Origin of the sequence: uncultured Roseobacter sp. (assembly GCF_947501835.1) — a bacterium.
In the GTDB taxonomy this organism is placed as follows: Bacteria; Pseudomonadota; Alphaproteobacteria; order Rhodobacterales; family Rhodobacteraceae; genus Roseobacter.
In genome coordinates this window covers 137,146-156,727 of record NZ_CANMXR010000005.1, presented here as the reverse complement: position 1 = coordinate 156,727, position 19,582 = coordinate 137,146, and the positions used below count along the sequence as shown (strand labels likewise).

Genomic DNA, 19,582 nt, shown 5'->3' with positions numbered 1-19,582 from the left:
TTTTCGCACATATCTGGGCATCAGTGCAGCGATATGGACAACTGGGACGAAATAAAAACGGCGTATCAGGTCGCGCGCATGGGCACGGTGAGCGGGGCAGCTGATGTGCTGGGCGTGCACCATGCCACGGTGATCCGGCACATTGATGCGCTCGAAGGACGTCTGGGCGTCAAACTGTTTCAGCGTCATGCGCGGGGATATACCGCCACCGAAGCGGGGCAGGATCTGCTGCGGGTGGCGCAGGCCACGGATGATCAATTCAGCCAATTGGCCGGCAGAATCCGGGGGCTTGGCAACGAGGTGTCCGGCGATCTGGTGGTGACCTCGCTGATCAGCCTTGCGCCGCGCATGGTGCCGCTGCTGGCAAGGTTTCAGACGCAATATCCGGATGTCGTGGTGCGGTATCTGACCGGGGATCGGTTGTTCCGCCTGGAATACGGGGAGGCGCATATTGCGATCCGGGCGGGGTCGGCGCCCGATCAGCCCGACAATGTGGTGCAGGCTTTTCACCCGCAGAAAATGGGTCTCTACGCGACAAAGGCCTATCTGAGCGCAAATGGCACGCCCAAAGGCCTGGACGATTTTGCCAAACACCGGTTTGTGGGTCACGACAGCGACAATAGCCGCGCGCCGTTCAATAGATGGTTGCGGTCTCACATCCCTTCCGCATCACTCACCTTCCGCTCCACCGACACCCATGCGCTGGAGGAGGCGATCAAGGCGGGCGCAGGCATCGGGTTCCTGCCCGTGATAGAAGCCCGTCAGGACCCTGATCTTGTGGAAATCTACGAGCGCCAGGAGGAATGGTCCGCACCGCTCTGGCTGGTGACGCATGTCGATTTGCATCGTACCACCAAAGTGCAAGCCTTTCTGACCTTCCTGAAGGAACAGTCGAAAGACTGGATCGTATGACACCGGGCCAGCAGGGGCACCTGGCGATGCTGACGTTTTCAGCGCTTGTCGCTGGATCCTTTGCGCTGGGTGCACAGGTGGCCAATGTCATCGATCCGGCGGTGCTGAATGCCGCGCGGTTTGTTCTGGCCGCCGCGGTGATCGGGGCTGTGGCAGCGGCGACCACCGGGTTGCCGATAGCTGCGTTCCGCGCGCCCTGGCGTTACATCGTACTCGGCGGCACCTTCGTGACCTATTTCGTGTTGATGTTCGAGGGGCTGAAGACGGCGGCACCGGTAAGCGCTGCGGCGGTCTTTACGCTGACACCGGTGATGGCGGCAGGCTTTGGCTGGATCCTGTTGCGGCAGGTGACAACGCCGCGCATGGCCTTGGCGCTGACCATTGGGGCGGTGGGCGCGTTATGGGTTATCTTTCGCGCGGATTGGTCGGCATTCCGGGCGTTTGAAGTTGGGCAGGGTGAGGCAATATATTTTGTCGGCTGTGTGGCGCATGCGGTCTACACGCCGATGGTGCGCAAGCTGAACCGGGGTGAGCCAGCGGTGGTTTTCACCTTTGGCGTTCTGGTGGCCGGGGCCGTGGTGCTGACGCTTTATGCGTGGTCCGACATCATGGCCACCGATTGGGCGGGCTTGCCCATGATCGTTTGGATCACACTCATATACATCGCGGTTTTCGCCTCATCCGCGACTTTTGTGCTGCTGCAGTTTGCGACACTGCGCCTGCCAAGTGCCAAGGTCATGGCCTATACCTACCTCACGCCCAGCTGGGTGATCCTGTGGGAACAGGCGCTGGGTAACGGTGCGCCCGGCATGGCGGTCTTGGGGGGTGTGGCGCTGACAATGGTCGCGCTCTGGCTCTTGCTCAGGGACGATGGTCGGCCACAACTGGAACCGAAACCGACAGGCGCGCGTTGATCCTCCACAGAAATTGAGAGGGAAAAACAATGCACGGTATTATTTATCTTGTCGGACTTGTGGTCATTGTGATGGCTGTGATCAACTTTGCGACCTGATCAAAACCGCGCCGTTCAGGCGCTCTCTTCAGGCAGTTCGGATTCCAGGAACCTCTCAAACGCGTCGAGGTTGACCGGTTCGAACTGCCCGAAGCCCTGCATCCAGACCGATGCGGCCCGCAAGGCGTCGGGCTCCAGCTTGCACCACTTTACACGTCCACGTTTTTCCTGAGAAATCAGGCCCGCATTTGTAAGGACGGTTAAATGCTTTGAGATCGCGGCAAGCGACATCTCAAACGGCTCCGCGACATCCGTGACGGCCATATCGTCTTCCAGCAACATTGTCAGAATGGCCCGCCGTGTCGGGTCGGCAAGTGCCGCAAAGGCCTGGTCGAGGTCGCGTGTCATACCCCGTCATAACGCCCGCCCCGCCGGAGGGAAAGCGTGTCATCCGCGCGGGTGGAACGTGGACTGCGAAGGCAGGGTCAGCCGGTGGCGTTCCATTTCTGCCGGGCTGAGGCCGATGTCGCGCGCCATATGATCACTGAGATCACGGGCATGCGGGATATAGGGTCGGGGCCGCAGAATGTTCAGAATTTGGCGCCAGAGGCTTTTGCGGGGTGTGACGGGTGCGTTTACGACACATCTGTCTTGCACGCAGCAAGCTGCGTTTAAGGTCTGAGTTTGCATGAAAATCACCTGTTTTCAGAGTTTCAGGTTAAATTTAGTATCCCCTATGTTATTTCACAAAGACAATTGCTTGACAGAACCTGTGCAAAAAACGCACGTAAATACCATGTCGCGCAAACTCCCCCCGCTGAATGCCCTGCGTGCCTTTGAGGCGGCGGGGCGGCATGAGAGCTTTTCCCGTGCCGCCGATGAGCTGGGGGTTAGCCATTCGGCGATCAGCCGTCATGTGCGCGGGCTGGAGCATCGGTTGGGTGCGCAGCTCTTTCGTGATTTGCCACGAGGAGTGCAGCTGACGCCCGACGGCAAGGCCTATCTGACGCGGATCATCCCGGCGCTTGATGTGATCAGCGAGGCAACCGAAGAACTGGAGGAGGCCCCGGCAGGGCAGATCACCGTCAGCAGTGAGACCCTGTTTGCGCAGCGGTTCCTGATCCCCCGGCTGCCTGACTTCTACAAGGCATATCCTGACGTAGAGGTCCGGTTGGATGCCTCGCAGAACCTCGCGGACGTCGAACGCTACGAGGCCGACCTGGCCGTGCGGTTCCTGATCTCCGGCGGGGTTGATGCCCCATCCGATCTGCTCAGCAACGCGCCGCTCTATCCCTATGCGGCCCCAGGCCTGATCCCGGAGGGCGGGATCGCAGCGGCCGAGCTGCTGAAATTCCGCCTGCTCAAGGACCGGGGGCGCAATGTCTGGCAGCAATGGTGCGAGGCGGCGGGCATCGGTGCCGACGCCATCACCGAGCCACGCTGGCGCATGCGCTCCACCCTCGCGATCGAGGCGGTGCTGCATGGTCACGGCATCTATCTGGGGTCTGCGGAATGTGTCGATATGGAGTGCCGCATGGGCCGGCTGATCCGGTGTTCCGATGTGGGCATCCGGTCGGGCAGCTACCATCTGGTCTATGGCAGTCGCGGGATGCGCCGCAAAGCGCTGCGCCAGTTCCGCCGGTGGCTGCTGGAGCAGACCGAACCTTTTCGCGAGACCGGGCTATCCGATTAAGGTCAACCAATTGGTTGAATAATGCAAACCGCCGAGGCAGCGCGAAATAAGCCTGTGACATCCTGTACCGGCGTTTTTGCGAGGTCAGGTAAATGTAGATAAATCAGATATTTAAATGGTTCTTGGGGCCTCTCTGCCGGTGCTTGACTCGCAGCGCTGTGCACAATAGCAACAGCGCAACCATCCAAAGGGGTGTTTCGACGTGACGGATCCCGACCAAAAGCAGCGCATGCAGCAGCTTGAGGACAAGATCGAAGCGGCAAAACAGGCGCAAGCGCCAGCGCCCCGCGCGGATGAGCACTACTCTCAGGCGCAACTTGCCTGGCGGATGGTGATCGAATTGGTGGCCGGTCTGGGGATCGGTTTTGGCATCGGATACGGGCTCGACGTTCTCTTTGGAACACTCCCGATCTTCATGGTGCTGTTTACAATGCTGGGTCTGGCAGCCGGGGTGAAAACGATGCTCCGCTCTGCGCAGGAAATCCAGGAAAAGAAATTGGCCGACGAGGCCGAGAAACGAGACGAGGGAGCCCGGAATGGCGGATAAGGCGGAAGAAGGCGGTCTGGTTTTCCACCCGATGGACCAGTTCATCATCGAGCCGATTTTTGGCGGTGATGTCACATGGTACACGCCGACAAATGCGGCGCTCTGGATGGGTCTGTCGATTGTCGCCATCATCCTTCTGCTGGTTCTGGGCAGCTCCAAACGCGCCATCGTGCCAAGCCGGTCGCAATCGGTTGCGGAACTCGCCTACGGCTTTGTCTACAAGATGGTCGAAGACATCTGCGGCAAGGAAGGTCTGCGGTATTTCCCGTATATCATGACCCTCTTTATGTTCATTGTCTGCGCCAACTTCCTTGGCTTGATCCCTACATCTTTCACGCCGACATCGCATTTCGCGGTCACCGTGGTGCTTGCGCTTGCGGTCTTCCTGACCGTGACAATCCTGGGTTTTGTCAAAAACGGCGCGGCGTTTTTGGGTCTGTTCTGGGTATCGTCGGCGCCTCTGGCCCTGCGGCCCGTACTGGCCATCATCGAGCTGATTTCATATTTCGTGCGCCCCGTGAGCCATTCCATTCGTCTGGCGGGCAACGTCATGGCAGGTCACGCGGTCATTAAGGTTTTCGCCGGTTTTGCTGCACTGACGCTTGTAAGCCCGGTTGCGATCCTTGGCATCACCGCGATGTACGGCCTGGAGGTCCTGGTGTCCTTCATTCAGGCCTATGTCTTTACCATCCTGACGTGCGTGTACCTCAAGGACGCGCTTCATCCGCATCACTAATTCGGGCGATTTTAACACCCGTCCAAATACTCAACTTCCAATCGTAAGGAGAATTCACATGGAAGGCGAACTCGCACACATCGGCGCAGGTCTGGCAGCAATCGGTTCCGGCGCCGCCGCAATCGGGGTTGGCAACGTTGCAGGCAACTACCTGGCAGGCGCACTGCGAAACCCATCTGCTGCTGCAAGCCAAACAGCTACACTCTTCATCGGTATCGCTTTCGCAGAAGCGCTGGGGATCTTCGCATTCCTCGTCGCTCTGTTGCTGATGTTCGCCGTCTAAGAGCAGACGACGACTATCCTTACGGTCGGGCGGCGCGACATCTCGCGCTGCCCGATGTAACGGCCCGCCGCGCAGGAGACCGACATGGCAACCGAAACACATAGCGCTGACGCTGCCTCCTCGGGAGGGATGCCACAGCTCGACTTCTCGACATGGGGGAACCAGATTTTCTGGTTGGTGATCACGCTGATTGTGATCTATTTTATCCTGTCTCGGGTGGCCCTGCCCCGGATCGCCGCTGTTTTGGCAGAGCGCCAGGGCACCATCACAAGTGACCTCGCCGCCGCTGAGGATCTGAAAGTCAAAGCGCAGGAAGCTGAAGCCGCCTATGACAAGGCGCTAGTGGACGCACGTGCCGAGGCGCACCGCATTGTTGGTGAGGCCAAGGCAGAAATTCAGTCGGATCTGGATGCCGCTATCGCCAAAGCCGATGCGGAGATTGCGGCCAAGGCTGCAGAATCCGAAAAAGCGATTGCCGAAATCCGTGCGGGCGCGATGGATGCGGTCAAAGAAGTGGCTGCCGATACCGCCGGTGAAATCGTGGCCTCAATGGGCGGCAAACCCGATGCCAAGGCAATTGCCACGGCGGTCGGCGCCCGGTTGAAAGGATGAACGCAATGCGCAAAACATTTTCCTTTTTGACTGCCACATTTGCACTGGGCATTGCGAGCCCGGCGATGGCCGCAGGCGGTGGCATATCCTTGAAGAACACCGACTTCGTGGTGTTCCTCGGCCTGGTCGTTTTCATCGGCATTCTGATCTACTTCAAAGTACCCTCGCTGATCGGCGGCATGTTGGACAAACGCGCCGAAGGCATCCAGTCCGAACTGGAAGAAGCCCGTGCGCTGCGCGAAGAGGCGCAGTCCCTGTTGGCCAGCTATGAGCGCAAACAGCGCGAGGTGCAGGAACAGGCTGATCGCATCGTCGCCGCTGCCAAGGAAGAAGCACGCACAGCCGCCGAGCAAGCCCGCGCCGATCTGGCCGTTTCACTGGAGCGCCGTATGGCTGCCGCGGAAGAGCAGATTGCAACGGCACAGGGCGCTGCGGTCAAGGAAGTGCGGGATCAGTCGATCACCGTCGCTGTCGCCGTGGCCCGCGAGGTGATCGCCAAGCAGATGACCGCCGCGCAGGGCAACAGTCTGATCGATGGGGCGATTGCCGAGGTGGACGCCAAACTACACTGATTGGCTGTCTGAAGTTAATGTGATGGAAACCCCGGTCTTTTGATCGGGGTTTTTTTGTTGGCTGAGTATGAACGCGGGCAATTTGCATTCTTGCCTGATGCGGCCCCCGGGCAGATATCGCCGCTAGTGGCGTTCCACCTCGTGATCAAGCCGTTGTCGCGCGACTTCTTCGTTGCGATCCGCCTTGATCTGCCCGTGCAGGCAAGTCTCCACATAGTTCAGATGCGTTTCCACAGCCTGTCTGGCGCCTTCCGGATCGCGCTGCTGCAACCGGTCATTGATCGCCCGATGTTGGTCCAGCAGCATACCGCGCGTGGCGCGTTGCTTGAACATGACCTGTCGGTTGTAGAACACGCCTTCGCGCAGCAACTGGTACATTGACCGCATCATATGCAGCATCACCACATTGTGGCTGGCCTCGACAATTGCCATGTGAAATTGCGCGTCCAACTGCGCTTCGTCTTCCGGATTGCGCTTGGTATGGGCCACTTCCATCTTGTCAAAAACAGTCTGCACCACGCGCAAATCCGTATCGGAGCCGACCTGCGCAGCACGCTCGGCGGCGAGCCCCTCCATGTCTTTGCGAAACGACAGGTAGTCGAATACAGCTTCGTCATGCCGCGCGAAAAGCTGCACCAACGCCGGGGCAAAGGCAGACCCAAGAACATCCGCGACATATACGCCCGCGCCCGCGCGCGTGCTCAACAGCCCTTCCTCCTGCAGCACACCGATGGCATCCCGCAGACTGGGGCGCGAAACTTTCAGACGCTCTGCCAACTCCCGCTCCGCAGGCAACCTTTCACCCGGCCGCAGAATGCCGCGCAGGATGAGCTGCTCGATCTGGCGCACAACGGCGGTTGAGAGTTTTTCGGACTGGACTGGGCGAAAGGGCATGGGGCCTCCTATTGGTCAAATAATATGACCACTTTGACGCGCGGTAAACAACAATAGCGATGTGACAACACGCTTTCGGCGACGGGAGCGGTTGACCGCCTGCATCCGGAAAACCGGATATTGACTGTCGGATAGGCTCAGGGCAGGGAGATCGCAGGAGGGGGGATTGCATCAATATCTTGTGGATAACTGATAAATGGTCCCCATCTTGTGGGGTGAATTGGTTGACAGACCACCCCCTGTCCCCTCACGCTAACGCACCTTAGGAATCATTGGACACCCTGCATTGCGCTTTTCCAAACTGCGACTGACCGGCTTCAAAAGCTTTGTGGACCCCACGGATCTGATCATTGCGGATGGTCTCACGGGCGTTGTCGGGCCCAATGGCTGCGGCAAGTCCAATCTGCTCGAAGCGCTGCGCTGGGTCATGGGGGAAAACCGCCCCACGGCGATGCGTGGTGGCGGTATGGAAGATGTAATCTTTGCCGGGGCAGCAACCCGGCCCGCGCGCAACTTTGCGGAAGTGGCCCTGCATATTGACAACTCCGACCGGCTGGCACCTGCGGGGTTCAACGATAACGACCAGTTGGAAATCGTGCGGCGGATCACGCGCGATGTCGGCAGTGCCTATAAGGTAGGTGCAAAGGACGTGCGCGCGCGAGATGTGCAGATGCTCTTTGCCGATGCGTCGACAGGTGCCCACAGCCCGGCCCTTGTGCGGCAGGGGCAGATTGCGGAGCTGATCAACGCCAAACCCAAGAACCGTCGTCGTATTCTGGAAGAGGCCGCGGGCATCAGCGGGCTCTATCAACGTCGCCACGAGGCGGAACTGAAGCTGAAAGGGGCGGAGACAAATCTGGCCCGGGTCGATGATGTGATCGAACAGCTCGCAAATCAGCTTGCGCAGCTGGCCCGGCAGGCCCGGCAGGCGGCGCGCTATCGCGAGATCGGCAATGATTTGCGGCGCGCCGAAGGCATGTTGCTCTATCGCCGGTGGCGCGAAGCGGATGACGCGCGTGCCAGCGCAGAGGAAAGCTTGCGGGGCAAGGTGACCGAGGCGGCGCAGGCAGAAGCGGCGGTGCGTCAGGCCGCCAAACACCGTGAAGAGGCCGAAGGCGCATTGCCGCCGCTGCGGGAAGAAGAGGCCATTGCGGCTGCGGTCTTGCAGCGGTTGACGGTGGAGCGCGACACGCTGAACGATCAGGAAGCCCGGGCGCAGGCGCTGATCGAAACGCTGACCGGGCGCATCGCGCAACTGGGCCACGATATTGAGCGTGAAGGCGGCTTGAACCGCGATGCGGGTGAGACCATCGCGCGGCTGGAATGGGAAGCGCAGGAGCTGTCCAAGGCCGCCGAGGGTCACGAGGAAAAGCTCGAAGCGGCTGCCGAGGCGGCGCGTGAGGCCGCCGCGGTTTTGCAGACGCGTGAGGGTGAGCTGTCGCAGCAAACCGAGGATATGGCGCGGCTTTCAGCCCGACATGGATCCGCGCAGCGCCTGCTCGAAGACAGCCGCAAAACGCAAAGCAAGGCAGAAGCCGAGGCTGTGAAGGCCCGCGATGCGGTGGCGGAAAGCCAGGCCGCGCTGACCAAAGCCGGGCAGGATTTCGCAGAGGCTGAAGCGGCGGAAAAAGCCGCGGTTACGACAGCGGAGAACGCAGAACGGGCGTTGGTTGAGGCGGATGAAGCCCGGGCGGAGACGCAAGGCCGCGAAGCGGATGCACGAGCGCTTCGTTCAGAGGCCGAGGGCGAAATGAACGCGTTGCGCGCCGAGGCGGGTGCGCTCGCCAAGCTGGTGGACCGTGACACGGCGGAAGGCGGGCAGGTGCTCGATCAGTTGCAGGTCAAAAGCGGTTATGAGAAAGCGCTGGGGGCTGCCCTGGCCGACGATCTGCGCGCGCCGGAGGTGGCCGCGGACGGGCCGTCTGGTTGGGCTGCATTGCCTGCCTACGAGCGTCATCAGGCGTTGCCTGAAGGGGTTAAACCCCTGTCTCTTTTTGTGGATGTTCCCGAAGTTCTGGCGCGCCGGATCAGTCAGATCGGTCTTGTGGATGCCGACGAGGGCCCGCGTTTGCAGGCGGCACTGAACCCCGGGCAGCGGCTGGTATCGCTCGAAGGGGACTTGTGGCGCTGGGACGGGTTCCGCGCCTGGGCCGAGGATGCGCCATCGGCGGCGGCCTTGCGCCTGCAACAGCTCAACCGTCTTGAGGAGCTCAAGCAAAACCTGGAACAGGCGTCGCAACGCGCAGATGGGGCCAAGGCAGCGCATGACCATCTGGGCGCGCAACTGGCGGAGCTGACAAAGGCGGATGCCCTGGCGCGCGAGGCGCGCCGCGCGGCGGACCGATTGGTCGCTGAGGCGGGTCGGCGGCTGAGCCGCGCGGAGGCGGATCGAAATCTGGCCGAAGGTCGGCTGGAGTCCCTGGGGCTTGCTGTAACGCGCCACGAAGAAGAAGCGATGGGCGCGCGGACGCGGCTGAAGGAAGCGGAGCGCGCGCTGGAAGACCTCGGCGATCTGACTGAGGCGCGCGAGATGGTCGACGCAGTCCGCATGGCCGTAGAGGCCGCGCGGATCACCATGATGTCGCGTCGGTCTGCGCATGACGAATTGCGCCGTGAGGGCGAGGCGCGCACCAAACGCGCGCAGGAGGTCACCAAGGAAGTCAGCGGCTGGCGGCACCGTCTGGAGACGGCAGAAAAGCGCAGCGCGGAGTTGGTGGCACGCAAAATCGCGACCGAAGCGGAATTGGAGGAGGCCAGCGCTGCGCCTGCAGAGATTGCCACCAAGCGCGCCGAGATGGGTGAAGCGATCACGGTGGCAGAGGCGCGCAAGGCGCAAAGCTCGGATGCTTTGTCGACGGCTGAAGGTGCCTTGCGTGAGGCGACCATGGCGGAGCGGGAGGCGGAGCGTACAGCCTCGGAAGCCCGTGAAGCGCGGGCGCGGGCGGAGGCGCGTAGCGATGCCGCGCGCGAAACCGTGGCACTGGCCGCGGAACGCATTGCCGATGAAAGCCAGATCACGCCGAACCAGCTTTTGGGTCAATTGGACGTGACCCCGGATCAGATGCCGGGCGCGGAGACCCTAGAAGCGGATGTGAACCGCTTGAAGCGCCAGCGTGATGCCTTGGGCGCGGTCAACTTGCGGGCTGAGGAAGATGCCCGCGAGGTGCAGACCGAATACGACACCTTGACCGGTGAGAAGGCGGATCTGGAAGAAGCGATCAAGACCCTGCGCGGCGGCATTGCCAGTCTGAACCGTGAGGGGCGCGAGCGGTTGTTGACAGCTTTTGAGCAGGTGAACTCCAATTTCTCCATGCTGTTCACCCATCTTTTTGGAGGCGGCGAGGCCAATCTGGTCATGGTCGAGAGCGATGACCCGCTGGAAGCGGGTCTTGAGATCATGTGTCAGCCGCCGGGCAAAAAGCTGTCGACGCTGAGCCTGCTGTCAGGCGGGGAGCAGACGCTGACCGCCATGGCGTTGATTTTTGCGGTGTTCCTGGCCAACCCGGCCCCGATCTGCGTGCTGGACGAGGTGGATGCCCCGCTCGATGATGCAAATGTGACGCGGTTCTGCGATCTGTTGGACGAGATGTGTCGCCAGACGGAAACCCGTTTCCTGATCATCACCCACCACGCGGTAACGATGGCGCGGATGGACCGGCTCTTTGGCGTCACGATGGCCGAACAGGGTGTAAGCCAACTGGTATCTGTGGACCTTAAGAAGGCTGAGACGCTGGTCGCATGACGCGCTGCACGTGCGCAGGTGTGCGTGCCGGGAAGATCACCTGATCGTGTAACGCGCGGCCCTGGTTCCGGGCTATGCTGTTCGTCATGTCCCGGATCATCTCTCTGATTGCAATGTTCTTGATACCAACTGCCGCCGCCGCGCAGGATTGGGCGCTGCGGGCGGGGGACAAATTGCTGTCTCACATGGAAGTGGCGCAGCTGACGACCGGTCAGACGCTTGTGTTTTATGACGACGGGCAGTCCAAGTTTTCGGCGGGCGGGGCGTATTCCTACACTTATGCGAGCGGCCAGTCTGCCTATGGCCGCTATACGATCGAACCCGACGGGACGGTCTGTATCCAGTATCGCAATGGTTTTGCGCGATGTGATCGCTACGTGCAAAGCGGCACCCGCATCGTGCTGCTGACCGAGGATGGGCAGCGATTTCCAATTCGACCTGAGGTCCTGGAATAAAAAAGACCCCGCGCTGCCTCAGCGCGCAGGGTCGAGTGGTAGAAAACAAACCTGAATGTAAGTTTCACCCGAGAAACTACGTTTTCTGCGGTAAAGAAAGGTTAACGGCGAGGGCGTCAAAGCCGCGAGAGGAGGGTCGGGGTGGGCCAGGCATCCGCAGGTAGCCCCAGCCGTTTCTGCTCGGTTTGCACGGCAGCGCGCGTGCGTGCGCCCAGAATGCCGTCGACCTTGCCCACGTCATGGCCGCGGGCCTGAAGCTTGCGTTGCAGCTCCTTGGTTTGCGCACCGGAAAGCCCGGGGTCGGGATTGCCTGCGTCGTAAACGGGTGCGCCTTGTAGCCGAGTGGCGAAATATGCGGCGGTCATGACATAGGTAAAGCTTTGATTCCATTCAAAATATACATTGAAATTTGGATAGGCGAGAAAGGCAGGCCCCTTGTGCCCCTGCGGCAGGATCAAGGCGGCGGGCAAATTCTTTTCAAGCGCACCGCTGCGCGCTTCGACGCCCATGGCAGCCCACTGCGATGTCGGTTTGACAACCTTGAGCCCGCTTTGCGACCAGTCAAATGTACCCGGTACGCTGACCTCTTGAATCCAGGGCTCGCCAGCCCGCCAGCCGAGGCTCTTGAGCATGGATCCCCCCGACATCAACGCATCCACCGCCGAAGTCTTTAACGAAACCTTACCATCGCCATCACCATCTACGCCGTTTTCAAGGATATCCCGGGGCAGCATCTGGACCATACCGATCTCACCCGCCCAGGCGCCCGTGGTGGTTCTGGGATCAAGGGCACCACGCTCATAAAGCTCAAGGGCGGCAAAGACTTGTGGCCGGAAAAGCTCGGGACGACGACAGTCGTGAGACAGGGTGACCAGCGCATTGACCGTGTTGAAATCGCCCTGAAACCCGCCGTAATCCGTCTCAAACGCCCAGAAAGCCAGAAGCACGCCGCGATCAACGCCGTAGGTCTGCTCGACCCGGTCAAAGGTCGCGTCATATTTCTTGGCGTTGCTGATCCCGCGCTTGAGCCGATCTGCCGAAATCAGGCGTTTTGAGAAATCGAGGAAAGGCCGTTGAAAAACGCCTTGGGCTCGGTCCGCCTTGAGCACCCTGCTGTCCTGGGCAACGCCAGCAAAGAACTGGTTCACCTTTGCCCCGTCATGCCCCTTTGCAATCGCCTCCGATTTCAGCCCGCTGACGAAATCGGAAAAGGAGCCACCGCAGGCCTGCGCGGAGAAGGGCAAGGCAGCAAGACACAGGGCAATAAGGGGTAGTCGCATCAGAAACCTCCGGAATATCGGGTTACAAAAGAACAATCAGGGCGCAGAGGGCCAGAAAGGCCCCCCATGCTTTCCACAGCATCACGATACTGGCGTCGATGTCTACAGGTGTCAGCGCGCGGCGGCCTTCGGCGTTCACCCAGGGGAATTCACGCATTTCACCCTCATAGGCGCGGGGGCCGGAAAGGGCGATGCCAAGCACACGCGACAGGGCGGCCTCCGGCCAGCCGGCATTGGGAGAGCGGTGCAACCCGGCATCTGATCGGATGCCGGTAGTGTCCAGACATCCTGCGGGCAGGGCAATCAGCACCGCGGTCAGCCGCGCCGGGATCAGGTTCAACAGATCGTCCAGGCGCGCGGCGGCCCACCCGAATTCTTCATGTCGTGGCGTGCGGTAACCGATCATGCTGTCTGCGGTATTGATCAACTTGTAGATCACCAGCCCGGGCGGGCCCGCAATCAGGAACCAGAACGCAGGGGCAATCACGCCATCCGACAGGTTTTCAGCGGCGCTTTCAATGGCGGCGCGCGCGATCTGGTTGTCGTCCATGGCCGCGGTATCGCGGCCGACGATCCGGGCCACCATGCGGCGGCCTTCCCGCACCGAGATCCTGAGCCCGACGCCGACGATTGAGACATGCTGCACCAAAGAGCGCTGCGCGAGCAATACCGCCGCCACCAGGATTTCGACCACTGGCCCGAAGGCGCTGAGCATAGCGCCAATTATGGCACCGGTGATCAGGAGGATGAGAACGCAAGCGAGGCCTTTGACCCGGCGCTGGTTTCCAGTGTTAAAGCGGTGGTCGAGCGCGCTGACAAGCTTGCCCATCAGTACGGCGGGATGGGGCATGCGGTTCCACAGCCATTTCGGTTCTCCCATCGCCGCATCGAGTAGCAGCGCGCACATGATCAAAAGAGCGTTGCTCATGCCAATGCTGCTTCGACCCGCGGCCAGTGCAGCGGATGTGGCAAGCCGAGGCGCAGCCAACCGGGGGCGTAAGGGAAAGTCCGGCTCCAGATTTTATGCTGTGCCAATCGCGTTTGCCACTCAATTGCCTCGCCCACGTCATAGAGACGGAACAGCGGGGTGCCGCCAACGACCTTGGCGCCGGCAATCTGCATCAGCGCGTCAAGACGTGCGGCATCCTCAGAAAGCCGGTCACGTGTCGCGCGTGCCCAATCCAGATCAGAAAGCGCCTGCGTACCGATGTGCAACGCCGGTCCGGATACCGCCCAGGGCCCCAGTGTGTCGGCCAGTCGATCGATCAATTCAGGATCTCCGGCAAGAAAGCCCAACCGCATCCCGGCCAGCCCCCAGAATTTACCAAAGCTTTTCAGCACGAGGGTGCCGGGCCTGCCCGCGCTGTCAATCAGCGATAGAGAAGGCGCGATGTCACAAAAGCTCTCATCAATGATCGTGAGCGTTGCATCCCGCACCGGGAGTGTATCCTGCGTCCATTGGCGACCATCGGGATTGTTCGGATGCACCACAACCTGAACATCGGCAGGTCCAGCCTGTGTGACTTCCCATTCGTAAGTCCTGAAGGCCGCTGCATGCTCGTTATATGTCGGCTCGGGGATGCAGACGGTCCCTTTCGGCAGCACCTGCGGGATTTGCGCGATCACGGCTGATGCGCCCGGTGCCGCGATCAACCCGGCCTGCTCCGGAATGCCCCAGAAGCGACGTGCCGCTTTGAGCAGGTTGGCCTGTGCGGTCTTGTCGGGCAGGGCTGTCCAGGCATCGAAAGGCAGGTTGGAGACAGGGAATGCTACAGGATTGATACCCGTCGAGAGGTCAATCCACCCGATTCGCGTGCCCCCGAAGCGAGCAACTGCAGCATCCAACCCACCGCCATGATCACGCCCAAGTCCCGTCAACAATATGCCTACTTTTCCAAGATCGTGGCGCAAATCCGCGCCTTTCAAACCCGCTAAAAGCGGAAATCAGCCGGTTGTTCAAGTCTATTGCCAATTGATAAAGATGTCGCTGAGTGCTTAATCGTTTGTTAACCTTTGAGGCAGACCACGGGTATGCGGTGCAAACATATTTCAGCAAAAGCTGGAATGGAGGACAGATGAAGGTTCTAATCGTTGAGAGCCAAAACGATCTGGCTACACTATGGCAAAGACACCTTGAGCGCATGGGCATGACAGTTGCACGTGCGTCGGGGCAAGTCGATGCCATCAACCACCTGAGCACGCATCAGACCGACGTGATCATCATGGATCTGATGCTGGGCGATGGATCGGCGTTGGCGGTTGCAGACTATGCAAGTTATAGGTTGCCCGACGCGCGGGTAATCTTTGTCACCAACACGTCGTTTTTCTCGGATGGCTCGATTTTCCGGCACGCAACGAACGCCTGTGCGTTTGTGCAGAGTGCCACGCCCCCCGAGGATTTGGCTGCCATGGTCGAGCATTATGGCGGTGTCTCAGAGCATTCCGGGGCGGCCTGAACGGGCCACCCGCTGCAAACACCCGTTTTAGGCATCACCCGCGATTGTGGGGAGCCAAAAAATCGAGTTCGGGTCCGATCGGGATGATCCGGTGCGGGTTTATGCTTTCGTGACTGAAATGGTAGTGACGGATGATATGCGCGAAATTCACCGTTTCGGCGACCCCGGGCGTTTGAAACAGGTCGCGCGTATAGGCCCAGAGGTTGGGAAAATCGACTAACCGTTTCCGGTTGCATTTGAAATGCAGGTGATAGACCGGATCAAAGCGCACCAGCGTTGTGAAAAGCCGCCAATCTGCTTCGGTTTGCCGGTCGCCCATCAGGTAACGGCTGTCTGCAAGACGGGTTTCCAGCCAGTCCAGCGTCTCGAAAAGTGGCGTTACAGCCGCATCATAGGCCGATTGGCTCGTCGCAAATCCACATTTGTAAACGCCATTGTTTAGGGTGTCGTAAATGCGGTCATTCACCGGGGCAATGGCATCGTGCAGCGCGTTTGGCCAATAGTCATTGGTGTTCCCCGTGATGCCATCGAAGGCCAGGTTGAACATCCGGATGATCTCTGAACTTTCATTCGAGACGATGGTTTCGCGCTCCTTGTCCCAGAGGATGGGCACCGTCACACGCCCGGAAAACACCGGATCTGCCTTGGTGTAGATATTGCGGGCAAACGGCATCTCGTAGAGCGTGTCGCCTGTGGCGCCCTGGTCGTCCGTCTCAAAGGTCCAACCATCGATCAGCATGTCTGGATGAACCACTGAGACGCCGATGTGATCTTCTAATCCTTTGAGTTTACGGAAGATCAACGTGCGATGCGCCCAGGGGCAGGCATAGCTGACATAGAGGTGGTAGCGGCCCGAATCGGCCTTGTAACCAGCCTCTCCTGAGGGGCCTGCAGCGCCATCTGTGGTGATCCAGTTGCGAAATTTCGCTTCGGACCGCTTGAATTTTCCACCGGTGGATTTGGTGTCATACCAGGTGTCGTGCCAGATGCCGTCGACCAAAAGTCCCATTCCGATTCCCCTTATTGCGTTGGCCGTTTTCTACGCAGTCAGCATCAAATATGACAGCGCAAGTCCCGCGCATAGACCTCCGCATGAGTGCACAGGACAGTCTTTATGACATAAAAACTTAACTTGATTTTTAGCGCATTGGCGCATCAATGTGCTGTGGGGATTATGTAGGGTATTAACGATATGGAAGCGATTTTTTCCAAGGAAATTCAAGCAGGTTTGGACAAGGCGCGCGTTGCGTCATTAAAACGCGCCTCTCGGCTGCGTGTGAGCGCCGGGGGTAAAATTCACCCGATACTGCGCATGTGGAAATCCGGTTTTGCGATGGAAGCAGAAGCGCCGAGCCTGCGTGGTCGGGTGGACCTCTATGATGGCAGTCTGCACCTGATGCAGTGCCTGATCATTGCCAGCGATGACGAAAATGGCGAACGCCGCTACGAATTCAAACGGGCCACGGCGGTGTCGCAGGCGCCGGCAGTGGATTTTGAAATTGCCGATGACGCGCCGGTTGGTCTGATCGAAGACGCGCGGTAAGGCCCGAGAAAGCTACTGCAAGTCGCTGAAAGCAGCGGTGAGCCTGTTGCAGGCTTCCTGGATCGTCGCACGCGGTGCTGCCAGGTTGAAGCGCAGGAACGTCTCGCCACCAGCGCCAAATTCCGGGCCTGCACTGGGCGCGATACGCGCGTCTTTGAGCACGCGTCTGGAGATCTCCTCATAGCTCATGCCAGTCCCGGCAAAATCTACCCAAGCCAGATAAGTTGAGCGCAGCGGCAAAGAATGCACGCCCGGGATCGCATCAATTGCGGCATCAAACAGCGCGCGATTGCCTTCCAGATAGGCGACCTGCGCGTCGACCCACTCAGCCCCTTCCGGTGAATAAGCCGCGGTGATCATCAGCAGGCTGAGCCCAGCAGGCTTGTAATCCAGCGCATTCAGGCGGTTTTGCATGTCCCGGCGCAAGGAGGCATTCGGGATGATCATGTTGCCGGTGCGCTGCCCCGCAATATTGAAGGTCTTGGAGGCGGAGGTCAGCACGATCAGCCGGTCTTCATGGTCGGGGGCGGCGATATGCATGGGCACAAATGTGCTGCCCGCGTAAACCAGATCATGATGCACTTCATCCGATACCAGCGTGAGGTCATTGTGCGCGGCGAAGTCCGCGACGGCGCGCAACTCCTCCGCTGTCCAGACCCGGCCGGATGGGTTTTGCGGTGAACACCAGATCAGCATTTTTTCACGCCCGGTCATGCGCGCCTGCGCATCGTCCAAATCTAGCATGTAGGTGTCGCCGTCCCGTCTCAGCGGGCATTCGTTCACTTCCCGGCCCGATTTTTCCACCTTGTTGCGGAACTCATGGTAGACGGGGCTAAAAATCACGACCTGATCGCCCGGCTCGGTCCAGACATCCAGCGACAGTCCAATGGCATTGCCAAGCCCCTGAGCTGTCAGAATCCAAGAGGGCTCGATCTGCCAATTGTGCCGGGTCTTCATCCACCACTGGATGGCCGCAAGGTATTCGTCGTTGACCGGGTAATAGCCGAAAATCCCGTGATCTGCGGCGCGGTGCAAGGCATCGGTGACGCAAGCCGGCGTCGGGTAATCGCTGTCAGCGGTCCACATGGCCAGCCCGCCCTCCGGTGACACGCCGTAGTATTTCTCCATATAGTCCCATTTGCTCGATTGCGTGCCGCGCCGGTCGATCACGGTATCAAAACGGGCGTCGTGGCTATCGTCGAGGCTCATGGGGGTCTCCTTTGGGGCTGTCCTATAGCTAGCGAGATTTCGGCTGGCTGCAAGCCCGGCAATGTTGCAGCCAGCGGGCTCCTGTCTTACATGAAGTTTTATGAAACGAAATATCCTTTTGCATCCGGACCCGCGGCTGAAGAAACACGCCGCGCCCGTCGCTGATCTGAGCGATGAGCTGCGTGCCCTGGCCGATGATATGCTGGAGACGATGTACGCCGCGCCGGGCATCGGGTTGGCCGCCCCGCAAGTGGGCATCCTGCAGCGACTGGTGGTGCTGGATTGCGTCAAAGGTGAGGCCGAAACGCCGCGGCCACTGATCATGTTCAACCCCGAGGTCATCGCTTCCTCGGATGAAACAAATGTCTATGAGGAAGGCTGTCTGTCGATCCCTGAACAGTTTGCGGATGTTACACGGCCTGCCGAGGTTGAGGTGCGCTGGATCGATCGCAACGGCAAGGAGCAAACCGAAGTCTTTGACGGGCTGTGGGCGACCTGTACGCAGCATGAGATCGACCATCTGGATGGCAAGCTGTTTATCGACTACCTCAAGCCGCTCAAACGCCAGATGATCACGCGGAAAATGGTCAAACTCAAGCGCGAGCTGGCGCGCGCATGACCGTCAGGGACATTGTGCGCTGGCCGGACCCACGGCTCAGCACTGTTTGCGCACCGGTGGCGGTGATTGACGCTGATCTCCGTGTTCTGGCGGCGGATATGTTGGAAACCATGTATGCCGCACCGGGCCGGGGGTTGGCCGGGCCACAAGTGGGCGCTATGTCGCGTATTTTCGTGATGGACACCGATTGGAAAGAGGGCACGCCCGCGCCGCTGGTCCTCATCAACCCGGCGATTGAAGCGCGCAGTGCAGCGCGCGCGACGCAAACTGAAGGGTGCCTGTCGATCCCGGGCGTCAGCGCCGAGATTGAGCGGCCTGCCGAAGTGACCGTGGCATGGACCGATCTGGAGGGCGCACGTCAGGTGAGAGCCTTCACCGGGTTTGCCGCCGCCTGTGTGCAGCATGAGTTGGACCATCTCGATGGTATCGTCACTTTCGATCATCTGACACCGGATACGCGCGCCAGGCTGGAAGCGGAATACGCCGAGGCGGTGCAATGACGGTGCGCCGCTGCCTGCCGTGGCCGGACCCGCGTTTGCGCCGACCCGCCGAAGCGGTAGCAGAAATAACCGATGAAATCAGGGCCATTTGGGAGGACATGATCGACACGATGGATGCCATGCCGGGCGTTGGTCTGGCTGCGCCGCAGATCGGCATCGGCTTGCAGCTGGCGGTTGTCGACGCGTCCGACACCCGCGACCGGCGCATCCGCATGGCCAATCCGACGGTGCTCGACGCTTCGGCGATCATGAATGATCATGAAGAGGCAAGCCCGAACCTGCCCGGATTTTCAGCCAAAGTATCGCGGCCCCGCGGCGTGGCCGTGCGCTTTATGGATGAAAACGGGCTTTATGTTCGCCGCGATTTTGTCGGCCTGGAGGCGACAAGTGTGCAGCACCAGATCGATCACTTGCAGGGCAAGATGTATTTTGATCGTCTCAGCAAGGTGAAGCGCGACATGCTTTTGCGCAAAGCACGGAAGGCCAAAACCTGAAGCAGCGGACACCCCACCGAGTGACCCGTCGCAAATCCTGGCGCCTTGGTGCGTCGTGGACCGTCGCATGTTGGAGATGAAGA

General features: G+C 60.0%; 23 protein-coding genes. 15 read left to right on the top strand and 8 right to left on the bottom strand.

All coding sequences use genetic code 11. The features are described 5' to 3' along the window. The first annotated feature begins 33 nt into the window (after positions 1-33). Positions 34-912 (top strand): LysR family transcriptional regulator, encoded by an 879-nt coding sequence (locus Q1A20_RS12130; RefSeq protein WP_299408021.1) that lies wholly within the window; start codon positions 34-36, stop codon positions 910-912. Then, positions 909-1,826, top strand: coding sequence for a DMT family transporter (locus Q1A20_RS12125; RefSeq protein ID WP_299408018.1), 918 nt, complete (start codon positions 909-911; stop codon positions 1,824-1,826). The genes Q1A20_RS12130 and Q1A20_RS12125 overlap by 4 nt, the downstream gene beginning before the upstream one ends. A 113-nt stretch (positions 1,827-1,939) precedes the next feature. Here Q1A20_RS12125 and Q1A20_RS12120 read toward each other — a convergent pair whose 3' ends face one another. Both Q1A20_RS12120 and Q1A20_RS12115 read right to left on the bottom strand, forming a co-directional pair. Next, positions 1,940-2,272 carry a metalloregulator ArsR/SmtB family transcription factor gene (locus Q1A20_RS12120; RefSeq protein ID WP_298974762.1) on the bottom strand — a complete coding sequence of 111 codons (333 nt, stop codon included), beginning with the start codon at positions 2,270-2,272 and terminating at the stop codon, positions 1,940-1,942. A gap of 39 nt (positions 2,273-2,311) precedes the next feature. Beyond that, entirely contained in the window at positions 2,312-2,554 is a 243-nt protein-coding gene (locus tag Q1A20_RS12115) for a hypothetical protein (protein ID WP_299502153.1), read from the bottom strand. Positions 2,555-2,660: 106 nt separating this feature from the next. Here Q1A20_RS12115 and Q1A20_RS12110 point away from each other — a divergent pair, with 106 nt between their 5' ends. From Q1A20_RS12110 to Q1A20_RS12085, 6 genes are all read left to right on the top strand, one after another. Continuing rightward, positions 2,661-3,557, top strand: coding sequence for a LysR substrate-binding domain-containing protein (locus Q1A20_RS12110; protein ID WP_298974764.1), 897 nt, complete (start codon positions 2,661-2,663; stop codon positions 3,555-3,557). Positions 3,558-3,759: 202 nt separating this feature from the next. After that, entirely contained in the window at positions 3,760-4,104 is a 345-nt protein-coding gene (locus Q1A20_RS12105; RefSeq protein ID WP_298974765.1) for an AtpZ/AtpI family protein, read from the top strand. Next, positions 4,094-4,840 carry a F0F1 ATP synthase subunit A gene (locus Q1A20_RS12100; RefSeq protein ID WP_298974766.1) on the top strand — a complete coding sequence of 249 codons (747 nt, stop codon included), beginning with the start codon at positions 4,094-4,096 and terminating at the stop codon, positions 4,838-4,840. The genes Q1A20_RS12105 and Q1A20_RS12100 overlap by 11 nt, the downstream gene beginning before the upstream one ends. A 58-nt stretch (positions 4,841-4,898) precedes the next feature. Continuing rightward, positions 4,899-5,123 carry a F0F1 ATP synthase subunit C gene (locus tag Q1A20_RS12095; RefSeq protein WP_011567586.1) on the top strand — a complete coding sequence of 75 codons (225 nt, stop codon included), beginning with the start codon at positions 4,899-4,901 and terminating at the stop codon, positions 5,121-5,123. Positions 5,124-5,207: 84 nt separating this feature from the next. After that, a complete protein-coding gene (locus Q1A20_RS12090; protein WP_298974767.1) occupies positions 5,208-5,735 on the top strand; it encodes a F0F1 ATP synthase subunit B' in 528 nt (175 codons plus the stop codon). A gap of 5 nt (positions 5,736-5,740) precedes the next feature. Continuing rightward, positions 5,741-6,307 (top strand): F0F1 ATP synthase subunit B, encoded by a 567-nt coding sequence (locus tag Q1A20_RS12085; RefSeq protein ID WP_298974768.1) that lies wholly within the window; start codon positions 5,741-5,743, stop codon positions 6,305-6,307. A 123-nt stretch (positions 6,308-6,430) separates the two neighbouring features. Here Q1A20_RS12085 and Q1A20_RS12080 read toward each other — a convergent pair whose 3' ends face one another. Continuing rightward, on the bottom strand, positions 6,431-7,201 hold the full coding sequence (locus Q1A20_RS12080) for a FadR/GntR family transcriptional regulator (protein WP_299407996.1): 771 nt from the start codon (positions 7,199-7,201) through the stop codon (positions 6,431-6,433). Positions 7,202-7,487: 286 nt separating this feature from the next. Between Q1A20_RS12080 and smc the strand changes: the two genes are divergently transcribed. Then, complete coding sequence (smc, locus tag Q1A20_RS12075; RefSeq protein ID WP_299407993.1) at positions 7,488-10,943, top strand: chromosome segregation protein SMC; 3,456 nt, start codon at positions 7,488-7,490, stop codon at positions 10,941-10,943. Positions 10,944-11,029: 86 nt separating this feature from the next. Further along, positions 11,030-11,398, top strand: coding sequence for a hypothetical protein (locus tag Q1A20_RS12070; protein ID WP_299916999.1), 369 nt, complete (start codon positions 11,030-11,032; stop codon positions 11,396-11,398). Between the two features lie 116 nt (positions 11,399-11,514). Here Q1A20_RS12070 and Q1A20_RS12065 read toward each other — a convergent pair whose 3' ends face one another. Genes Q1A20_RS12065 through Q1A20_RS12055 form a run of 3 tightly spaced genes read right to left on the bottom strand, consistent with a single transcriptional unit; the run spans position 11,515 to position 14,556 of the window. Continuing rightward, positions 11,515-12,678 carry a lytic murein transglycosylase gene (locus Q1A20_RS12065; RefSeq protein WP_299916998.1) on the bottom strand — a complete coding sequence of 388 codons (1,164 nt, stop codon included), beginning with the start codon at positions 12,676-12,678 and terminating at the stop codon, positions 11,515-11,517. Between the two features lie 22 nt (positions 12,679-12,700). Next, positions 12,701-13,606, bottom strand: a complete 906-nt coding sequence (cbiB, locus tag Q1A20_RS12060; protein WP_299916997.1) for an adenosylcobinamide-phosphate synthase CbiB — start codon at positions 13,604-13,606, stop codon at positions 12,701-12,703. Beyond that, positions 13,603-14,556 carry a threonine-phosphate decarboxylase gene (locus tag Q1A20_RS12055; protein WP_299917089.1) on the bottom strand — a complete coding sequence of 318 codons (954 nt, stop codon included), beginning with the start codon at positions 14,554-14,556 and terminating at the stop codon, positions 13,603-13,605. The genes cbiB and Q1A20_RS12055 overlap by 4 nt, the downstream gene beginning before the upstream one ends. Positions 14,557-14,753: 197 nt before the next feature. Here Q1A20_RS12055 and Q1A20_RS12050 point away from each other — a divergent pair, with 197 nt between their 5' ends. Further along, complete coding sequence (locus Q1A20_RS12050) at positions 14,754-15,134, top strand: response regulator (protein WP_299407986.1); 381 nt, start codon at positions 14,754-14,756, stop codon at positions 15,132-15,134. 34 nt (positions 15,135-15,168) lie between these two features. On the opposite strand, the gene Q1A20_RS12045 is transcribed toward Q1A20_RS12050, so the two are convergent. Then, entirely contained in the window at positions 15,169-16,143 is a 975-nt protein-coding gene (locus Q1A20_RS12045; protein ID WP_299916996.1) for a glutathione S-transferase family protein, read from the bottom strand. A gap of 183 nt (positions 16,144-16,326) precedes the next feature. Between Q1A20_RS12045 and Q1A20_RS12040 the strand changes: the two genes are divergently transcribed. Next, positions 16,327-16,677 (top strand): hypothetical protein, encoded by a 351-nt coding sequence (locus Q1A20_RS12040; RefSeq protein ID WP_298974777.1) that lies wholly within the window; start codon positions 16,327-16,329, stop codon positions 16,675-16,677. 12 nt (positions 16,678-16,689) lie between these two features. On the opposite strand, the gene Q1A20_RS12035 is transcribed toward Q1A20_RS12040, so the two are convergent. Further along, complete coding sequence (locus Q1A20_RS12035; protein WP_299407980.1) at positions 16,690-17,886, bottom strand: MalY/PatB family protein; 1,197 nt, start codon at positions 17,884-17,886, stop codon at positions 16,690-16,692. A 100-nt stretch (positions 17,887-17,986) separates the two neighbouring features. On the opposite strand from Q1A20_RS12035, the gene def (Q1A20_RS12030) reads away from it, so the two are divergent. From def (Q1A20_RS12030) to def (Q1A20_RS12020), 3 genes are read left to right on the top strand one after another with little or no spacing between them, the layout of a single operon-like run. Beyond that, positions 17,987-18,505: a peptide deformylase gene (def, locus tag Q1A20_RS12030; RefSeq protein ID WP_298974779.1), complete on the top strand. Its 519-nt coding sequence runs from the start codon at positions 17,987-17,989 to the stop codon at positions 18,503-18,505. Then, a complete protein-coding gene (gene def, locus Q1A20_RS12025; protein WP_299407977.1) occupies positions 18,502-19,005 on the top strand; it encodes a peptide deformylase in 504 nt (167 codons plus the stop codon). Before def (Q1A20_RS12030) ends, def (Q1A20_RS12025) begins: the two co-directional genes overlap by 4 nt. Then, positions 19,002-19,499, top strand: a complete 498-nt coding sequence (gene def, locus Q1A20_RS12020) for a peptide deformylase (protein ID WP_299407974.1) — start codon at positions 19,002-19,004, stop codon at positions 19,497-19,499. Before def (Q1A20_RS12025) ends, def (Q1A20_RS12020) begins: the two co-directional genes overlap by 4 nt. Positions 19,500-19,582 lie beyond the last annotated feature (83 nt).

Coding starts and splice junctions, on each gene's coding strand:
- Q1A20_RS12130 (WP_299408021.1), top strand. CDS start 34: ATGGACAACTGGGACGAAATAAAAACGGCGTATCAGGTCGCGCGCATG.
- Q1A20_RS12125 (WP_299408018.1), top strand. CDS start 909: ATGACACCGGGCCAGCAGGGGCACCTGGCGATGCTGACGTTTTCAGCG.
- Q1A20_RS12120 (WP_298974762.1), bottom strand. CDS start 2,272: ATGACACGCGACCTCGACCAGGCCTTTGCGGCACTTGCCGACCCGACA.
- Q1A20_RS12115 (WP_299502153.1), bottom strand. CDS start 2,554: ATGCAAACTCAGACCTTAAACGCAGCTTGCTGCGTGCAAGACAGATGT.
- Q1A20_RS12110 (WP_298974764.1), top strand. CDS start 2,661: ATGTCGCGCAAACTCCCCCCGCTGAATGCCCTGCGTGCCTTTGAGGCG.
- Q1A20_RS12100 (WP_298974766.1), top strand. CDS start 4,094: ATGGCGGATAAGGCGGAAGAAGGCGGTCTGGTTTTCCACCCGATGGAC.
- Q1A20_RS12095 (WP_011567586.1), top strand. CDS start 4,899: ATGGAAGGCGAACTCGCACACATCGGCGCAGGTCTGGCAGCAATCGGT.
- Q1A20_RS12090 (WP_298974767.1), top strand. CDS start 5,208: ATGGCAACCGAAACACATAGCGCTGACGCTGCCTCCTCGGGAGGGATG.
- Q1A20_RS12085 (WP_298974768.1), top strand. CDS start 5,741: ATGCGCAAAACATTTTCCTTTTTGACTGCCACATTTGCACTGGGCATT.
- Q1A20_RS12080 (WP_299407996.1), bottom strand. CDS start 7,201: ATGCCCTTTCGCCCAGTCCAGTCCGAAAAACTCTCAACCGCCGTTGTG.
- Q1A20_RS12070 (WP_299916999.1), top strand. CDS start 11,030: ATGTCCCGGATCATCTCTCTGATTGCAATGTTCTTGATACCAACTGCC.
- Q1A20_RS12065 (WP_299916998.1), bottom strand. CDS start 12,678: ATGCGACTACCCCTTATTGCCCTGTGTCTTGCTGCCTTGCCCTTCTCC.
- cbiB (WP_299916997.1), bottom strand. CDS start 13,606: ATGAGCAACGCTCTTTTGATCATGTGCGCGCTGCTACTCGATGCGGCG.
- Q1A20_RS12050 (WP_299407986.1), top strand. CDS start 14,754: ATGAAGGTTCTAATCGTTGAGAGCCAAAACGATCTGGCTACACTATGG.
- Q1A20_RS12045 (WP_299916996.1), bottom strand. CDS start 16,143: ATGGGACTTTTGGTCGACGGCATCTGGCACGACACCTGGTATGACACC.
- Q1A20_RS12040 (WP_298974777.1), top strand. CDS start 16,327: ATGGAAGCGATTTTTTCCAAGGAAATTCAAGCAGGTTTGGACAAGGCG.
- Q1A20_RS12035 (WP_299407980.1), bottom strand. CDS start 17,886: ATGAGCCTCGACGATAGCCACGACGCCCGTTTTGATACCGTGATCGAC.
- def (WP_298974779.1), top strand. CDS start 17,987: ATGAAACGAAATATCCTTTTGCATCCGGACCCGCGGCTGAAGAAACAC.
- def (WP_299407977.1), top strand. CDS start 18,502: ATGACCGTCAGGGACATTGTGCGCTGGCCGGACCCACGGCTCAGCACT.
- def (WP_299407974.1), top strand. CDS start 19,002: ATGACGGTGCGCCGCTGCCTGCCGTGGCCGGACCCGCGTTTGCGCCGA.